Origin of the sequence: Krasilnikoviella flava (assembly GCF_900167525.1) — a bacterium.
GTDB classification, from domain to species: Bacteria; Actinomycetota; Actinomycetes; order Actinomycetales; family Cellulomonadaceae; genus Isoptericola; species Isoptericola flavus.
Map to the genome: position 1 here is coordinate 521079 of NZ_FUZQ01000001.1, position 15556 is coordinate 536634.

Genomic DNA, 15556 nt, shown 5'->3' on the forward strand with positions numbered 1-15556 from the left:
GGTCCCCCGGGCCGGGTTCACGCCCCAGCGGGCGCGGCACCGTCGGGCGTCCGTCCTCAGTCTGCCAGGTCCGACAGACCGCCTCGGCACGCGTCCCGGCCCTCGGCGACCGCTGGCGCCGTGGCGCGCGCCACACCCGGGTCAGGAGCGGGCTGCGGCGGGCGCCCGGCCGCGCGGCAGCATCACGGCGAGCTCGAAGCCGTCGGGGACGTGCGCGGCGGCGACCTCGCCGCCGTGGGCCTCGACGATGCCGCGCACGATCGCGAGGCCGAGCCCGGCGCCGTGCCCGGTGCTCGGGCCGGCGTCGGGGCCGGTGTCGGGTGGGGGCTCGGTGGTGCGGGCGTCGTTGGCGCGCCAGCCGACGTCGAAGAGGTGGCCGAGGTCGGTGACGTCGACGCCGCTGCCGTGGTCGAGGACGCTGATCACGAGGTGGTCGTCGTCGCGGGTGTGTGCGGAGACGAGGATGTCGGTGCCGGCTGGGGCATGGCGGACGGCGTTGGCGAGGAGGTTGCCGATCGCGCGGGTCAGCTCGCGCGGGTCGGCCCACAGCAGGTGGCCCTCGACCCCGGACTGGACGATCCGCACGCCGCGGCGGGTCGCGGCGGCGCGGACGTCGACGACGGCGTCGGAGACCAGGTCCAGCAGGACGACGAGCTCGCGCTCCAGGCGCAGGGTGCCGCTCTGCAGGGTGGACAGCTCGAAGAGGTCGTCCACGAGCGCGGTCACCGTGTCGACCTTGGCGCGGATGGTGCGCACGTAGGCGTCCCGGTCGGGGGCGACGTCGTCGTCGAGCGCCTCGGTCATGGCGCGGATGCCGGCCAGCGGGGTGCGCAGGTCGTGGGAGATCCAGGCGAAGAACTGGCGGCGTGCGGCGTCGAGCTTGTCGATCTCGAGGCGGGTGGCGGCGAGGCGCTCCGAGGTGTCGACGAGCTGGGTGTGCAGGTCGTCGAACTCCCTCCAGCCGGCCGCCGTGGGCGCGACGACGCCGCCGTCCGCGATCCGCTGCGCGGAGCGGGTGAGGGTCCCGACCGACCGGCGGACCGCGCGGGCGGTGGTCAGCCAGGCCGCGGCCAGGCTCATGACCGTGGACACGACGATCACCGTGCTCAGCACGACCAGGTCGTGGGCGGAGATGAACATCTCGACCATGACCGCCACGACCGAGGCGACGATCGAGGCGACCGCCGCGGCCACGACGACGGCGACCTGGGACGCGACCGGCCCGCGCCGGTTCCAGCGCAGCACGGCCAGGGCGAGCCCCGTGACCACGGCCGTGCAGGCCGTCGTGGTCAGCACGATCAGGCCGACGTCCCCGGCGTCCAGCATCCCGTCGAACATCCCGGTCATCAGGCGTCTCCTCGCGGCGTGAACCGGTAGCCCACGCCCCACTCGGTGCGCAGGTAGACCGGGTAGCGGGGCTCGGGCTCGACCTTCTCCCGCAGGCGGCGCACGTGCACCGTGACGGTGGAGGTGTCCCCGAAGCTCCACCCCCACACCTCGCCCAGGAGGTCGTCGCGGGCCAGCACCTGGTCGGGGTGCTGCACGCAGTACAGCAGCAGCTCGTACTCGCGGCTCGTGAGCGCGATCTCCTCGCCGCCGCGCCACGCGCGCCGGCGGCCCGGGTCGATGCGGAAGTCCCCCACGGTGAACGCGTCCGCCGGGGAGGCCGGCGTGCGCCGCCGCAGCTGGGCGTCGACCCGCAGGCGCAGCTCCTTGAGCGCGAACGGTTTCGTGACGTAGTCGTCCGCACCGCGCTCCAGGCCACGGATGCGCTGCTCCACGGCCCCGAGGGCGGTGAGCATGATGACCGGCAGGTCCGAGGACCGGCGCACCTCGCGGCACAGGTCGTCCCCGGTGACGCCGGGCAGCATCCGGTCCACGACCAGCACGTCGGGCAGGTCGGCCCGCAGCGCCTCCCGGGCGCTGACGCCCTCGCTGTACAGGGAGACGTCGTACCCCGCCGCTCGCAGGTAGTCGCCCACCACCGTGCGCACCGCCGCGTCGTCCTCCACGACCATCACCCGCGCCCGTCCGCCGCCCATGCCGAGCACAGTACGCAGCCGCCGCGGGAGTGCCGGCGCTCCTTACGGGACTGAAAGAACGGCCCCGGACCCGGCGGCGCGGTGCTTGCCTCGTCGTCGTATCAGCCATCGGGTCGCCCCTGGGAGGGCCGGCCCCGGACGAACAGGACGTCTCACATGCGTGCGAAGGCACTCGCCACCACCGGGCTCGTCGCCCTGGCACTGACCCTGTCCGCGTGCGGCGCGGACGACGGCTCCGGCTCCGGCTCCGGCGACATGGCCCCCACCGCCACGGAGTCCATGTCCTCCGACGACATGGGCTCCGACGACATGGAGTCCGACGACATGGCCTCGGCGGAGCCCATGGCCCAGCACGGCACGTTCGCCGGCCTGAACGACAAGAGCGTCGAGGGCACGGTCACGGTCGAGGGCGACACGGTCACCCTCTCCGGGTTCTCCTCCGACGAGGGTCGCGACCTGCACCTCTACCTCGCGAAGGGCACGGACGAGGCGGCCGTCTCCGCCGGCACGGAGCTGGGGACGGTCGCCTTCGACGAGGAGTCCCAGACGTTCACCCTCGACGACATGGACGTCGACGGCTACACCGACGTCGTCGTGCACTGCGACAAGGCCGAGGCCGTCTTCGGCGCGGCCACCCTGATGTGACGGCTGCCGTGCCCCGCACCGCCACCACCTCCGCGCGCGTCGCCCCGGTCCTCGCCGGGGCGACCCGCGTGGCCCTCGGCCTGCTGTGGCTGCACGAGGGGTCGCGTCGACCTTGACCCGGCGACGTACCGGCTCGCCGACCAGCTCGTCTGGCAGCACCCCGCCATAGCGGTCCTGGCTGCCGCCGTCCTTGCTGCCCGCTTCGCCGCGGGCACCTGGTCGCTGCCGGCCGTCCTCCGGCGGCGGGCCGCCCGGGCCCGCGTCGTCGCGCCCTGACCACGGGCCCGGGCACAATGGGCTCCATGCCCTCCGACTCCCGAGCGCCCAAGCGACCGCCGCGCGCCCGGATGACGGCCAGCCAGCGACGCGAGCAGCTGCTCGAGGTCAGCCGCGGCCTGTTCGCCGAGAAGGGCTTCGACGGCACCAGCGTCGAGGAGATCGCCGCGCGCGCGGAGGTGTCCAAGCCGGTGGTCTACGAGCACTTCGGCGGCAAGGAGGGCATCTACGCCGTGGTGGTGGACCGCGAGGTGCGCGCGCTGACCTCCGCGCTGACCGGCGCCCTCGAGCAGGGCGGCCACCCGAAGGTGCTGGTGGAGCGCACGGCGCTGGCCCTGCTGGGGTACATCGAGGCGTCGGAGGACGGCTTCCGCATCCTGGTGCGCGACTCCCCCGTCGCCCAGGCCACGGGCACGTTCTCCAGCCTCATCGGCGACGTCGCCACCCAGGTCGAGCACATCCTCGGCGACCAGTTCAAGGCGAACGGCCTGGACCGCAGAGCGGCGCCGCTCTACGCGCAGATGCTCGTGGGCATGGTCGCGCTCACCGGGCAGTACTGGCTCGACGCCCGCAGCCCGCAGAAGGCCGAGGTGGCCGCGCACCTCACCAACCTCGCGTGGAACGGCCTGTCCGGGATGGTCAAGAAGCCGGAGCTCACGAAGTCCCGCTGACTCCCGGCGCCGCCCCGACGAGCTGGTCGAGAAGGCGGTCCACGACGGCGAGCGCCGTCTCGCCGGTGAGGTGCCCGGCGACGATCCCCTGGGTCAGCCCTGCCGCCGCCGCGAGCACGAGCTCCGCGTCCAGGCGGACCGTGCCGGCCCCGCCCGCACCGTCGTCGCCCCGCGCGCGCAGCACCTGCGCGGCGACGACGTCGACGAGCACCCGCGGGGCGCCGCGCAGCTCCTCCGGCTCGACCGCCTCGTTCGTCAGCGCCGCGGCGTGGAACGCCGCGAGCACGACGGCGTCCGCACGGCGGGCGTCGTCGAGCGGCAGCAGGGCCGCCAGGACGGCGCGCAGGACCGCGCGGGGCGGGGGCGGTGCGGCGGGCTCCCCGCCACCGAACCGGCCGGCCGCGTCCTCGATCACCGCACGGTGGGTCGCCATGAGCAGCCCGTGCTTGTGACCGAAGTAGTACTGCACGAGCCGCACGGAGACCCCGGCCTCGGCGGCGACGGCCTGGAACGTGGCCGCCTCCAGCCCGTCGCGCGCGACGACGCGGCGGCACGCGTCGGTGATCTGGCGGCGGCGTTCCTCGTGGTCGACCCGTCGCGGCACGGGCGCTCCCTTCGTCGGTGCTGGTCGGTGGCGTTGATGGTATGACCGTACCACGTTGATGGTATGGTCATACCATCAACCGCGCACCAGGAGGTCCGATGCCGTCGACAGGCCGATTCACCAGCGAGGCCGCACGCACCGCGTACGAGGCGGCGTACCGCGATCTCGAGGAGCGCTGGCCGCTGCCGTCGACCGACGTCCGGGTCGAGACCACCTACGGCCCCACCCAGGTGCGCCGGAGCGGCGACGGCCCCCGCACCCCCCTGGTGCTGCTGCACGGCCTCAACGGCACCGGCCTGAGCTGGCACGGCGTCGTGCCCGCCCTGGCCGCGGGCCGCGTCGTCTACGCGCCCGACGTCGTCGGCACGGCCGGCCGGAGCGAACAGACCGCGCCGCTGACCACGCCCGAGGCCTACGGCTCCTGGGGTGCAGAGCTGCTCGAGGGCCTCGGGCTCGAGCGCGCGCACGTCCTCGGGTACTCCGAGGGCGCCTGGTTCGCCGCGCTGCTGGGGGGCGCCTCCGACCGCGTCGCAGGCCTCGTCCTGGGCGAGGGCATCTCCGCCTTGGTCAAGCCGTCGCGGAAGGTCCTGACCCGCATGGTCCGGGCCGCCGCGTTCCCGACCGCGCGCAACCTCGCACGGCTCGACGACTGGCTCATGCCCGGCGTGCCCGCGTCGGAGGAGGACCGCGCCCTCGCCCTCGCCGCGATGCGCTACCGCCGTCGCACCCCGTGGCCGAGCCCGCTGACCGACGACCGGCTGCGGGCGATCGCCGCCCCCACCCTGGCGTTCTTCGGCGCGGACACGAGGATCGGCGACCCCGTCGCCGCCGGTCGGCGCATCACGGAGCACGTACGCCGCTCCCGCGTCGAGCTCGTGCCCGGCGGCGGGCACGGCGTCCTGTGGCAGCTGCCCGACCAGGTGCTCCCGCTGGTCGACGGGTTCCTCCAGGCGCACGACGACGCCTGACACGGCACCGCCGTCGCGTCGAGCGGCTCGATGCGACGGCGGCGGCCGTCACTTCCCGTCGAGGTAGCCGTTCGCGTTGATGACGTACTTCGTCGCGGCGCCGGCGTCGAACTCGGCGTACCCGCGCGGAGCCTCGTCGAGCGTGATGGCCTTCGCGTTGACGTTCTTCGCGATCTGCACGCGGTCGTGCAGGATCGCCTGCATCAGGCCGCGGTGGTACTTCATCACCGGGCACTGGCCGGTGGTGAACGCCAGCGACTTCGCCCACCCCGTGCCGAGGCTGAGCGACAGCGACCCCTTCTTCGCCGCCTCGTCGATCCCGCCCGGGTCCCCGGTGACGTACAGCCCCGGGATGCCGAGCGCCCCGCCCGCCGCCGTGATGTCCATCAGCGAGTTGAGCACGGTGGCCGGTGCCTCGTGGCCGGAGTCCGCGCCGTGCCCCTTGGCCTCGAAGCCGACGGCGTCGATCGCGCAGTCGACCTCGGGCACGCCGAGGATCTGCTCGATCTGCTCCCCGGGGTCGCCCTTCGTGAGGTCGACCGTCTCGCAGCCGAACGTGCGGGCCTGCGCCAGCCGGTCGGCGTTCATGTCCCCGACGATCACGACGGCGGCGCCGAGCAGCAGCGCCCCGGTCGCGGCGGCGAGCCCGACCGGGCCCGCCCCGGCCACGTACACCGTGGAGCCGACGCCCACCCCGGCGGTCACGGCGCCGTGGAACCCCGTCGGGAAGATGTCCGACAGCATCGTCAGGTCCATGATCTTCTCGAGCGCCTGGTCGCGGTCCGGGAACCGCAGCAGGTTCCAGTCGGCGTACGGCACCAGCACGTAGTTGGCCTGCCCGCCGACCCAGCCCCCCATGTCGACGTACCCGTACGCGCTGCCCGGCCGGTCCGGGTTCACGTTCAGGCAGATGCCGGTCTTGCGTTCCTTGCAGTTCCTGCAGCGCCCGCACGCGATGTTGAACGGCACCGAGACGATGTCGCCCACCTTGACGAACTCCACGTCCCGGCCGGTCTCCACCACCTCGCCGGTGATCTCGTGACCGAGCACGAGGTCGGCCGGCGCCGTCGTGCGCCCCCGCACCATGTGCTGGTCCGACCCGCAGATGTTGGTCGCGATTGTCTTGACGATGACGCCGTGCGGCACCTGTCTGCCGACGTTCGCCGGGTTCACCCCGGGGCCGTCCTTGAGCTCGAACGTCGGGAAGTCGATGTCGATGACCGCGACCTCGCCCGGCCCCTGGTACGCGACCGCGCGGTTGGTGTCTGCCATGGTGCTCCTCCTCGAACACGTCCGGCCCGGTCTGAGCCGGTCTCCCGACCGTAGACGTCCCGCGCGGCACAAGCAGGTCGGGCGCGGGTGACCTTGCGACGAGGGCTGCCGTTGTGCCCGGCGCGAGGGTCTGCTAGGCCTGCGGTATGACCCGCGTCACCGTCCGACGCCGCGTCAGGCGCGTCACGATCGGCGGGCGCACCGCGCGCCGCGAGGACCTGCTCGCGGGCGAGGAGCCCCTCGAGGTCCGTGTGAACGGCCGCTCGCTGGCGGTCACCATGCGCACCCCCGGGCACGACGTCGAGCTCGCCACCGGCTTCCTCGTCTCGGAGGGCGTCGTGACCGACGGCGCGCAGGTGGCCGGCGCCCGGTACTGCGCCGGCTCGCCCGGGGGCCCGGGCACCGAGAACCCCTACAACGTGCTCGACGTCACCCTCGCCGCCGGCGTGCGGCCGCCGGACCCGGCGCTCGCCCGGGAGTTCTTCACCTCCAGCGCGTGCGGGCTGTGCGGCAAGGCGTCGATCGACGCGGTGTTCACGCGCAGCGCGTTCGAGGTGGCGGGCGACCCGGTCCGGGTGGACGCCGCGGTGCTCGCCTCCCTCCCCGACCGGCTCCGCGACGCGCAGGACGTGTTCGCCCGCACGGGCGGGCTGCACGCGGCGGGCCTGTTCGACGCCGGCACCGGCGAGGCCCTCGTGGTCCGGGAGGACGTGGGCCGGCACAACGCCGTCGACAAGGTGGTCGGGTGGGCCGCGGCGGCCGGGCGGCTGCCGCTGCGCGGCACCGTGCTCATGGTGTCCGGGCGGGCCAGCTTCGAGCTCACGCAGAAGGCGGTGATGGCGGGCGTGCCGGTGCTCGCCGCGGTCTCCGCGCCGTCGTCCCTGGCGGCGGAGCTCGCCGACGAGGCCGGGCTGACGCTGGTCGGCTTCGTGCGCGACCCGTCGCTCGTCGTCTACGCCGGGGACCACCGCGTCGTGGAGGAGCGTCGTCCCGCAGCGCCGGAGCACGAGGGCCGCGGACACGAGGGCGACAGGCACCGCGACCGCAGAGGGGACGCCGCATGACCACGCAGCAGCCGGAAGGGACGCGGCCGGGCGACCCCGCGGACACGCAGCCCGACGAGGTCCGCCCACCGAAGGACTGGGCGGCCGGCGTACCCGGCATCGTCCACGCGCTCGTGCCGGCGCTGCGCGACATGGGGCCGGCCCGCACCGCGCGCCTGCTGCTCGCGATGAACCACCGCGAGGGCTTCGACTGCATGAGCTGCGCCTGGCCGGACCCGGACCGGCGCAAGCCCGCGGAGTTCTGCGAGAACGGCGCGAAGGCGGTCACGTGGGAGGCGACGCCGCTCGTCGTGAGGCCCGAGTTCTGGGCGGAGCACCCGGTCTCCGACCTGGCGACGCGCACGGAGCACTGGCTGGGGCAGCAGGGGCGGCTCGCCGCACCGGTGCACAAGCCCGCCGGCTCCGACCACTACGTGCCGGTCTCCTGGGACGAGGCGTTCGCGATCCTCGCCGACCGGCTCGGCGGCCTCGACTCGCCCGACCAGGCGTCGTTCTACACGAGCGGCCGCACGTCCAACGAGGCCGCGTTCGTCTACCAGCTGTTCGTGCGCGCCTTCGGCACGAACAACCTGCCCGACTGCTCCAACATGTGCCACGAGTCCACCGGCGCCGCCCTGGGCGAGACGATCGGCGTCGGGAAGGCGACGATCACCTACGACGACTTCGCCCTGGCCGACCTCATCGTGATCATGGGCCAGAACCCCGGCACCAACCACCCCCGCATGCTCACGGCCCTGGAGGAGGCGAAACGGAACGGGGCGAGCATCGTCGCCGTGAACCCTCTGCCCGAGGCCGGGCTCAAGCGCTACAAGAACCCGCAGACGGCGCGCGGGCTGGCCGGGCGGGGCACGGAGCTCGCCGACCAGTTCCTGCAGATCCGCCTCGGGGGCGACATGGCGCTGCTGCAGGCGGTGTCGAAGCGGGTGCTCGACGCCGAGGCCGCGGCGCCCGGCACGGTGCTGGACCACGCGTTCCTCGCCGAGCACGCGTCGGGGCTCGAGGCGCTCGCCGCCCACCTGGCGGACCTCGACGAGGACGCCGTGCTCGCCGCCACGGGGCTCACGAGCGCCGAGATCGACGAGCTCGCCGACCGCTACGTCCGGGCCGAGCGCGTCATCGTCACCTGGGCGATGGGGCTGACACAGCACACCAAGGCCGTCCCCACCATCAAGGAGATCGTCAACCTGCTGCTCCTGCGCGGGAACATCGGCCGGCCCGGCGCGGGCGCCTCGCCGATCCGCGGCCACTCCAACGTGCAGGGCGACCGCACGATGGGCATCTGGGAGCAGATGCCCGACAGCTTCCTCGACGCGCTCGACGCCGAGTTCGGCATCACGTCGCCCCGCGAGCACGGCCTCGACGCGGTCGGCACGGTCGAGGCGATGGCCGCCGGCCGGGTCCGGGTCCTCGTGGCCCTGGGCGGCAACCTGGTCGGGGCGATCTCCGACACGGGCGCCGCGGAGGAGGCGGTGCGCCGCGCCGACCTCACCGTGCAGATCTCCACGAAGCTCAACCGCTCGCACGCCGTCGTCGGCCGCGAGGCGCTCATCCTGCCCACGCTCGGGCGCACCGACGTCGACCGGCAGGCGTCGGGCGAGCAGATGGTCTCCGTGGAGGACACCGTGTGCGCCGTGCACGCGTCGCACGGGAAGGTCGAGCCGGTGGCGAAGGGGCTGCTGTCCGAGGTCTCGATCGTCACGCGGATGGCGCGCGCCGTGCTCGGTGCCCGGCCCGGCGGTCCCGGCCCCGTGGACTGGGCGGCGATGGAGCGCGACTACGACGTCATCCGCGAGCACGTCGCGCGGGTGGTGCCGGGCTGCGAGGACTACAACGCCAAGCTGCGGCGGCCGAACGGGTTCCGGCTGCCGCACGGACCGCGCGACTCGCGCACCTTCCCCACCGACGACGGCCGCGCGCACCTCACCGTCAACGAGCTCGCGCACGTCGAGTGCCCGCCCGGTCGCCTGCTGCTGCAGACCGTCCGCGCGCACGACCAGTTCAACACGACGATCTACCGCCGCGACGACCGGTACCGCGGCATCAAGGGCGGCCGCGCCGTCGTGCTCGTCAACCCCGACGACCTCGCGGAGCTCGGCATCGCGGACGGCACCACCGTCGACGTGCACGGCGAGTACCACGACGGCGTCGACCGGGTGCTGCGCGGGCAGCGCGTGGTCGCGTACCCCACGGCGCGCGGGTGTGCCGCGGCCTACTTCCCCGAGGCGAACGTGCTCGTGCCCCTCGGCGCCACCGCCGAGACGAGCCGGACGCCCGTGTCCAAGGCCGTCGTCGTCCGCCTCGAGCCGGCCTGACCGCGGTACTCCGATCCGTGCCGAGGTAGTTCGAACCGTGCCGAGGTAGTTCAGGTCTCGGCGAGGTAGTTCAGATTCCCGCGAGGTAGTTCAGGCGTCCTGCGCGCGGGGCCCGACGAGGGCCTCCGCGAGCGCCGCGAGTGCCGGAAGGGCGTCGAGCGCCGCGTCACGCACGTCGTCGGGCACGCCGCCCAGCCGGCGGCCCCAGAACTCGTGGATGCGGGCGAGGTGCTCGTCCGCCAGCGAGGTCGCGACGAGCCGGACGGTCCGCCGGTCCCCGTCGGCGTGCTCGCGCACGACGAGCCCGCGCGCCTCGAGGGTGCGCAGCGCGGTGCTGACGTTGCTGCGGGCGAGGCCGGTCGCGGTAGCGATGCGCGACGGCGTCGGGCGGGCGGACCGGTGGACCTCGCGGATCACGGCCACCTCCGTCCCGGTCAGCGGCACGATGTCGCGCAGCTCCGGGGAGCGGACGTCCAGGTGGCGGGCCAGCTCGACGACGACGTCGGCGAGGTCGGCGAGGTCGCAGGCGCCGGGCGGACGGCGGTCGGGGCCCGGGCCGGGCGTGACGATCGTCTCGTCGGGCATGGCCCGATCCTAGGCGCTCATTATCGTTATAGTTTCATAATCATTCATGCTCGGGGTTCCACCCCGGGCATTCCTCTGCCGGCGGCGCCGTCTTCCGCCCCGCAGCCCGATCCCGAGGAGCCCCGTGAGCACCGCCACCATCCCCGCCCCTGACGAGACCTCGCATCCGCCCGCGCGCCTCCCGCTGCGCGGACGTCCCGCCCTGACGCTCGTCGGCGTCGCCTTCGGGCTCTTCCTCGTGGGCCTCGACGCCACCGTCGTCTCGATCGTCAACCCCGCGATCGCCGCCGACGTCGGCACCACGTTCGTGCAGCTGCAGTGGGTGACGCACAGCTACCTGCTCGGGCTGGCCGTCACACTCATCCTGGCGGGCAAGCTCGGCGACCGGTACGGCCACCGCACGCTGTACCTGGGCGGGCTCGTGCTGTTCACCCTCGCGTCGGTCGCCATCGGGCTGTCGACCACCGCCACCGGGCTCATCGCGTTCCGCGTGGTCCAGGGCGTCGCGGCGGGCATCCTCATGCCGCAGACGCTCGCGATGCTGCGCGCCACCTTCCCGCGCGAGAAGTTCGGCATGGCCGTCGGGATCTGGGGCGGCGTGTCCTCGATCGCGATCGCCGTCGGCCCCACGCTGGCCGGTGCCCTCGAGGCGTCGTCCGGCTGGCAGTCGGTGTTCTTCGTCAACGTTCCCGTCGCCGTCGTCGGCCTCGCGTACGGGCTCTGCCTGCTCCCCCGCACCAGCTTCCCGGCCGCGGGCCGTTTCGACCTGCGCGGCGTCGTCGTGCTGGCGCTCGGGCTGGTGGCCACCGTGTTCGCCATCGTGCAGTCCGAGACCTGGGGCTGGGGCGACGCGCGCACCCTCGGCCTGCTCGCGCTCGGCATCCTCGTGATCGTCGGTTTCGTGGCCCTGGAGGCCCGCACCGAGGCGCGGACGGGCGACGCCCTGCTGCCGCTGTCGCTGTTCCGCGGCACGACGGTCGGCATCGGCGGGCTGATGATCGCCGCCAACTTCTTCGTGCTGATGGGCGCCACGTTCGTGCTGCCCATGTTCTTCATCAACCTGCGCGGGGCCACCGCGCTGGACGCGGGCCTCATGCTGCTGCCGATGTCCGCCGTCTCGATCGTGTCGGCCCCGGTGGGCGCGCTGCTCGTCGCGCGGATCGGCACCCGCGCCACCGGAACGCTGAGCCTCGGCCTGACCGCCGCGGGCCTGCTGGTGCTGCTGACCTCGTCGACCACCTCGCCGTACGGGGTCATGGCGGTCGCGTTCGTCGTCCTGGCGATGGGCACCGGCATGACCATCACCGCGGGCGCCGAGGCGATCGTCGGCTCCGCGCCCGTGCATCTGGCGGGGGTCGCCGGCGGGTTCCAGTCCACCTGCATCCAGATCGGCGGCGCGCTCGGCACCGCCGTCATGTCCGTTCTCGTCGCCGCCCAGGTGCGCTCCGGCACCGGTGGCCTCGGCCTCGACGACGGCGAGCTCCAGGGCCTCGCGCAGGGCTCCGTGCCGGCCGGGCTCGACGCCGTCGCCGCGCGCACCGCCGAGGACGCCTACGTCTCCGGCGTGCACGCCGCCTACCTGGTCGCCGCGGCGCTCGCCCTCGTCGTCGCCGTCGTCGCGGCCATCACCCTGCGCCCGAAGCCTCAGCCGAGGTAGTGCGAGATCACACTCGTCAAGATTCTTGACGTCGAGAGACCGGGAGTAGTCTCGGCGCATGGATGTGGAGGCACGGTCCGACGAGGTCGACCGGATCGTCGACGCGTGGCGCCGCGAGCGCCCGGACCTGGACGTCGAGCCGCTGACGGTGTTCTCTCGCGTCAGCCGGCTCGCACGGCACCTGGACCGCGCACGGCGCGGCGCGTTCGCACGGCACGACCTGGAGACCTGGGAGTTCGACGTGCTGTCCGCGCTGCGCCGCGCCGGCGATCCGTACCGCCTGTCCCCCGGCGTCCTCGTGGCGCAGACGCTCGTCACGAGCGGCACCATGACCAACCGCATCGACCGGCTCGAGGAGCGCGGGCTGGTGGAGCGCCACCGCGCGCCGTCCGACCGGCGCGGCGTGCTCGTCCAGCTCACCGCCGCCGGCCGGCAGCGCGTCGACGCGGCGATGAGCGACCTGCTCGACGTCGAGGCGCGCGTGCTCGACGCGCTCCCCGCCGCGGTGCGCCCCCAGCTCGCGGCGCTGCTGCGCACCGTCGTCGCGCAGTTCGACGAGTGACGACGGAGATGCCCGCCGCGTGACGTCCTACCCCTCCCCCTCCGCCCGGGACGACGGCGCGCGCGCCGGCCTGCTCCTGGCGGCCCTGCTGCTCGTCGCGCTCAACCTGCGCGCCCCGATCACGTCGCTGCCGCCGGTCGTGGACGAGGTCGCCGCCGCCCTTGCCCTCACCCCCACGGGGGCCGGCCTGCTCACCTCCGTCCCGGTGCTGTGCTTCGCGCTGTGCACGCCGCTCGCGTCAGTGCTGGTGGCACGGGCCGGGCCGGAGCTCGCCCTCGGCGCCTCGATGGCGGGGATCCTCGCCGGCACGCTGCTGCGCTCGGCGGGCTCGGTCCCCGCGGCGCTGGCCGGCAGCGCCGTGCTCGGCGTCGCGATCACGATCGGCAACGTGGCGGTGCCGGTGGTCATCACCCGCGACTTCCGCCGCCGCGCCGCAGCCGTGACGGGCGCGTACAGCGCGACGATGAACCTCGGGTCGACGTTCACCACGATGCTCACCGTGCCCCTCGCGACCGCGTTCGGGTGGCAGTGGGCGCTGGCCGGCTGGGGCGTGCTCGCGGTGGTCGCGCTCGCGGCGTGGGTCCCGGCGGGCCGCCGTCTGGCGGCCCGCGGCCGCGCCCAGGCGCCCCGCGGGGCCGGCGGCGCCCGCGTCCGGCCGCCGTCGGCCCGGGCGGAGCTGGACGCCCTCGACCCGCAGGCCCGGGGTGCCGTGCGTCGGCTGGTCGTGCTGCTGTCGGTGGCTTTCGCGGGCCAGGCCTTCGGGTACTACGCGGTGACCGCGTGGCTGCCCGAGATCTTGCACGACCGGCTCGGAATGAGCGCCGCCGGAGCGGGCAGCGCGGCGGCGCCGTTCCAGCTGTGCGCGGTGCTGGGGTCGTTCCTGGTGCCGGCGGCGTTCTCGCGCGGGCTGTCGGCGCGCGCGGTCGCGGCCCTCATGGCGGCGATGTGGATCTCCCTGCCGCTGGGGCTGCTCCTCGCGCCCGGGCTGTGGTGGCTGTGGGTGGGCCTCGCGGGCGCCGCGCAGGGCGGCAACTTCACGGTGATCTTCACGCTCGTGGCCCAGCGCAGCCCGGGCGTCGCGGTGGCGCGGCGATCGTCGGCCGTGGTGCAGACGGCAGGCTACGGGTGCGCGGTGCTCGCGCCGACCGTGATGGGCGCCGTGCACGAGGCGTCCCACGGGTGGACGACGCCGCTGGCCCTCGTCGCGGGCGTGCTCGCCACGATGGCCACGGCGATGTGGGTGGCGTCGGCCCGGCCCGCCTCCTAACGGATCCCGGCAAGCGTGACCGCGAGGGAGCCCAGCGCCCGCAGCGCCTCCTCCGCGTGCGCCTCGTCGTAGCCGCGGGTGCACACTGCGACGACGAGCGCGTCCGGGCCGGGCGTGCCGACGAACGCGACGTCGTGCCGGATGCCGTCCACCCACCCCGACTTGGAGCCGTACGGCACACCCTCGGGCACGGCGGCGGTGAGCTGCCGGTCGCTCTGGCGGGCGAGCAGGTCGATCATCCAGAGCGTGCGCTCCGGCCCGGCGAGCTCCCCGGTGACGACGGCGGACATCAGCGCCGCCAGGTCTGCCGCCGTGGTCCGGTGCGAGTCGCCGCGCGCCTCGGCGGCGAGGTCGCTGTACTTGCGCCCGACGACGCTCGCGCCCGCGCCGGCGTCGGCGAGCGCCCGGTTGCAGGCGTCGAGGCCCACGAGGTCGATCACCATGTTCGTGGCCTCGTTGGAGGACACGACGATCATCCGCTCGATCACCAGCCCCACGGGCAGCACCGTGCCCGGGGGCGGCATGCCGGGGTCGAGGTCGTCGGGCTCGATGCGGTAGTCGGGCGCGCCCGGCACCTGGGAGCGGAAGGTGTCGGTGCTGGCCACCTCCTGGTCGAGCGTCAGCGCGCCCGCGTCGAGGGCGCGGGCCGCCGCCACGAGCACGGCCAGCTTGACCGTCGACGCCGCGTAGAACGGGGCGTCCGCGTCGCGCGCCGCGAGCACCTCGCCGCCCGCGCGGCGCACCTGGTACGCGACGACGGGGACGCCGTCGGAGTGCGTGCCCGTGGCCGGCATCAGCGCGCCCCCGCGTCGTCGTGGGCGCGATCCTGGCCCGGCGCACCGGCGTGTCGAGGGCGCGTCTCGCGCCCACGGCGGTCGTGGACGACTGCGGCGAAAGCGGACGCGAGCGCGCGGGCCTGCCGCTCGTTCTCGGGGGCGCGCTCGAGGGCGGCGGCGAGCAGCTCGTCCCGGTCGAAGCCCAGCTCGGCGAGCTCGTCGGCGTCCCAGGTGCCGATCCGCTCGGGCTCCGCCTCCGGGTGGAACTGCAGCCCCCACGCGACCTCGCCGACGCGGAACGCCTGCACGCCGCACGCGTCGCTCGTCGCGAGCAGCACGGCCCGGGGCGGCAGTCCGGTGATCGAGTCGACGTGGCTCTCGACCATGCGGACCTCGCCGCCGACGGCGAGCTCCCCGACCGGGCCGAGCAGAGCGTCGTCGGCCGCGTCGTCGAGCAGCCGCACGGGGCACAGGCCCTTCTCCGTCTCGCCCGACCGGCCCGTCACCGTGCCGCCGGTGACGTGCGCGAGCACCTGGCCGCCCAGGCAGATGCCCAGCACGGGGACGCCCGCGTCCAGGGCCTCGGCCACCAGCGCCCGCTCGTGGGCCAGCCAGGGCGCCCTCTCGTCCTCGTCCGGCAGCAGCCCGCCGCCCAGCAGGACGAGCCCGTCGACGGGTCCGTCGGGCAGGTCGGACCACGCCCCGCCCACGAGGGCCGGGACGCGGGAGTCGAGGTCGGCGCCCTGGACGACGACGGCGGTGGCACCGTCCGCGTCCAGCCAGTCGGGCAGGCGGCCCGGCCCGCTGTGCGGCGAGTTCTGCACGAGGACGACGGTCGGTCGGCGGTCGGGCACG

General features: G+C 74.5%; 15 protein-coding genes. 8 read left to right on the top strand and 7 right to left on the bottom strand.

What is annotated here, in order from left to right; all coding sequences use genetic code 11:
* Positions 1-141: 141 nt before the first annotated feature.
* Positions 142-1347, bottom strand: coding sequence for a sensor histidine kinase (locus B5Y66_RS02140; RefSeq protein WP_245806869.1), 1206 nt, complete (start codon positions 1345-1347; stop codon positions 142-144).
* Complete coding sequence (locus B5Y66_RS02145; RefSeq protein ID WP_245806870.1) at positions 1347-2042, bottom strand: response regulator transcription factor; 696 nt, start codon at positions 2040-2042, stop codon at positions 1347-1349. Before B5Y66_RS02145 ends, B5Y66_RS02140 begins: the two co-directional genes overlap by 1 nt.
* A 156-nt stretch (positions 2043-2198) precedes the next feature.
* Between B5Y66_RS02145 and B5Y66_RS02150 the strand changes: the two genes are divergently transcribed.
* Both B5Y66_RS02150 and B5Y66_RS02155 read left to right on the top strand, forming a co-directional pair.
* Positions 2199-2687 (top strand): DM13 domain-containing protein, encoded by a 489-nt coding sequence (locus B5Y66_RS02150; RefSeq protein ID WP_079570305.1) that lies wholly within the window; start codon positions 2199-2201, stop codon positions 2685-2687.
* Positions 2688-3034: 347 nt separating this feature from the next.
* Positions 3035-3634 carry a TetR/AcrR family transcriptional regulator gene (locus tag B5Y66_RS02155; protein ID WP_176168782.1) on the top strand — a complete coding sequence of 200 codons (600 nt, stop codon included), beginning with the start codon at positions 3035-3037 and terminating at the stop codon, positions 3632-3634.
* Here the strand turns inward: B5Y66_RS02155 and B5Y66_RS02160 are convergent.
* A complete protein-coding gene (locus B5Y66_RS02160; RefSeq protein ID WP_079570308.1) occupies positions 3618-4238 on the bottom strand; it encodes a TetR/AcrR family transcriptional regulator in 621 nt (206 codons plus the stop codon). The two genes, B5Y66_RS02155 and B5Y66_RS02160, sit on opposite strands and share 17 nt — an antisense overlap.
* A gap of 98 nt (positions 4239-4336) precedes the next feature.
* On the opposite strand from B5Y66_RS02160, the gene B5Y66_RS02165 reads away from it, so the two are divergent.
* Complete coding sequence (locus B5Y66_RS02165; protein ID WP_079570311.1) at positions 4337-5206, top strand: alpha/beta fold hydrolase; 870 nt, start codon at positions 4337-4339, stop codon at positions 5204-5206.
* A 48-nt stretch (positions 5207-5254) separates the two neighbouring features.
* Here B5Y66_RS02165 and fdhA read toward each other — a convergent pair whose 3' ends face one another.
* Positions 5255-6478, bottom strand: a complete 1224-nt coding sequence (gene fdhA / locus B5Y66_RS02170; protein ID WP_079570314.1) for a formaldehyde dehydrogenase, glutathione-independent — start codon at positions 6476-6478, stop codon at positions 5255-5257.
* Positions 6479-6624: 146 nt separating this feature from the next.
* Between fdhA and fdhD the strand changes: the two genes are divergently transcribed.
* Positions 6625-7542 (top strand): formate dehydrogenase accessory sulfurtransferase FdhD, encoded by a 918-nt coding sequence (gene fdhD, locus B5Y66_RS02175; protein ID WP_079570317.1) that lies wholly within the window; start codon positions 6625-6627, stop codon positions 7540-7542.
* Positions 7539-9854 carry an FdhF/YdeP family oxidoreductase gene (locus B5Y66_RS02180; protein ID WP_079570320.1) on the top strand — a complete coding sequence of 772 codons (2316 nt, stop codon included), beginning with the start codon at positions 7539-7541 and terminating at the stop codon, positions 9852-9854. The genes fdhD and B5Y66_RS02180 overlap by 4 nt, the downstream gene beginning before the upstream one ends.
* A 90-nt stretch (positions 9855-9944) precedes the next feature.
* Here B5Y66_RS02180 and B5Y66_RS02185 read toward each other — a convergent pair whose 3' ends face one another.
* On the bottom strand, positions 9945-10439 hold the full coding sequence (locus B5Y66_RS02185; RefSeq protein WP_079570323.1) for a MarR family winged helix-turn-helix transcriptional regulator: 495 nt from the start codon (positions 10437-10439) through the stop codon (positions 9945-9947).
* Between the two features lie 124 nt (positions 10440-10563).
* Between B5Y66_RS02185 and B5Y66_RS02190 the strand changes: the two genes are divergently transcribed.
* From B5Y66_RS02190 to B5Y66_RS02200, 3 genes are read left to right on the top strand one after another with little or no spacing between them, the layout of a single operon-like run.
* A complete protein-coding gene (locus tag B5Y66_RS02190; RefSeq protein WP_176168756.1) occupies positions 10564-12096 on the top strand; it encodes an MFS transporter in 1533 nt (510 codons plus the stop codon).
* A 58-nt stretch (positions 12097-12154) separates the two neighbouring features.
* Entirely contained in the window at positions 12155-12658 is a 504-nt protein-coding gene (locus tag B5Y66_RS02195) for a MarR family winged helix-turn-helix transcriptional regulator (RefSeq protein ID WP_079570328.1), read from the top strand.
* Between the two features lie 19 nt (positions 12659-12677).
* The gene (locus B5Y66_RS02200) at positions 12678-13925 is read left to right on the top strand and encodes an MFS transporter (protein WP_079570331.1); all 1248 of its coding nucleotides are present in this window, start codon (positions 12678-12680) and stop codon (positions 13923-13925) included.
* Here the strand turns inward: B5Y66_RS02200 and B5Y66_RS02205 are convergent.
* Both B5Y66_RS02205 and B5Y66_RS02210 read right to left on the bottom strand, forming a co-directional pair.
* The gene (locus B5Y66_RS02205; RefSeq protein WP_079570334.1) at positions 13922-14719 is read right to left on the bottom strand and encodes a serine hydrolase; all 798 of its coding nucleotides are present in this window, start codon (positions 14717-14719) and stop codon (positions 13922-13924) included. The two genes, B5Y66_RS02200 and B5Y66_RS02205, sit on opposite strands and share 4 nt — an antisense overlap.
* Positions 14719-15555 carry a type 1 glutamine amidotransferase gene (locus B5Y66_RS02210; RefSeq protein ID WP_079570337.1) on the bottom strand — a complete coding sequence of 279 codons (837 nt, stop codon included), beginning with the start codon at positions 15553-15555 and terminating at the stop codon, positions 14719-14721. Before B5Y66_RS02210 ends, B5Y66_RS02205 begins: the two co-directional genes overlap by 1 nt.
* Position 15556: the final 1 nt, after the last annotated feature.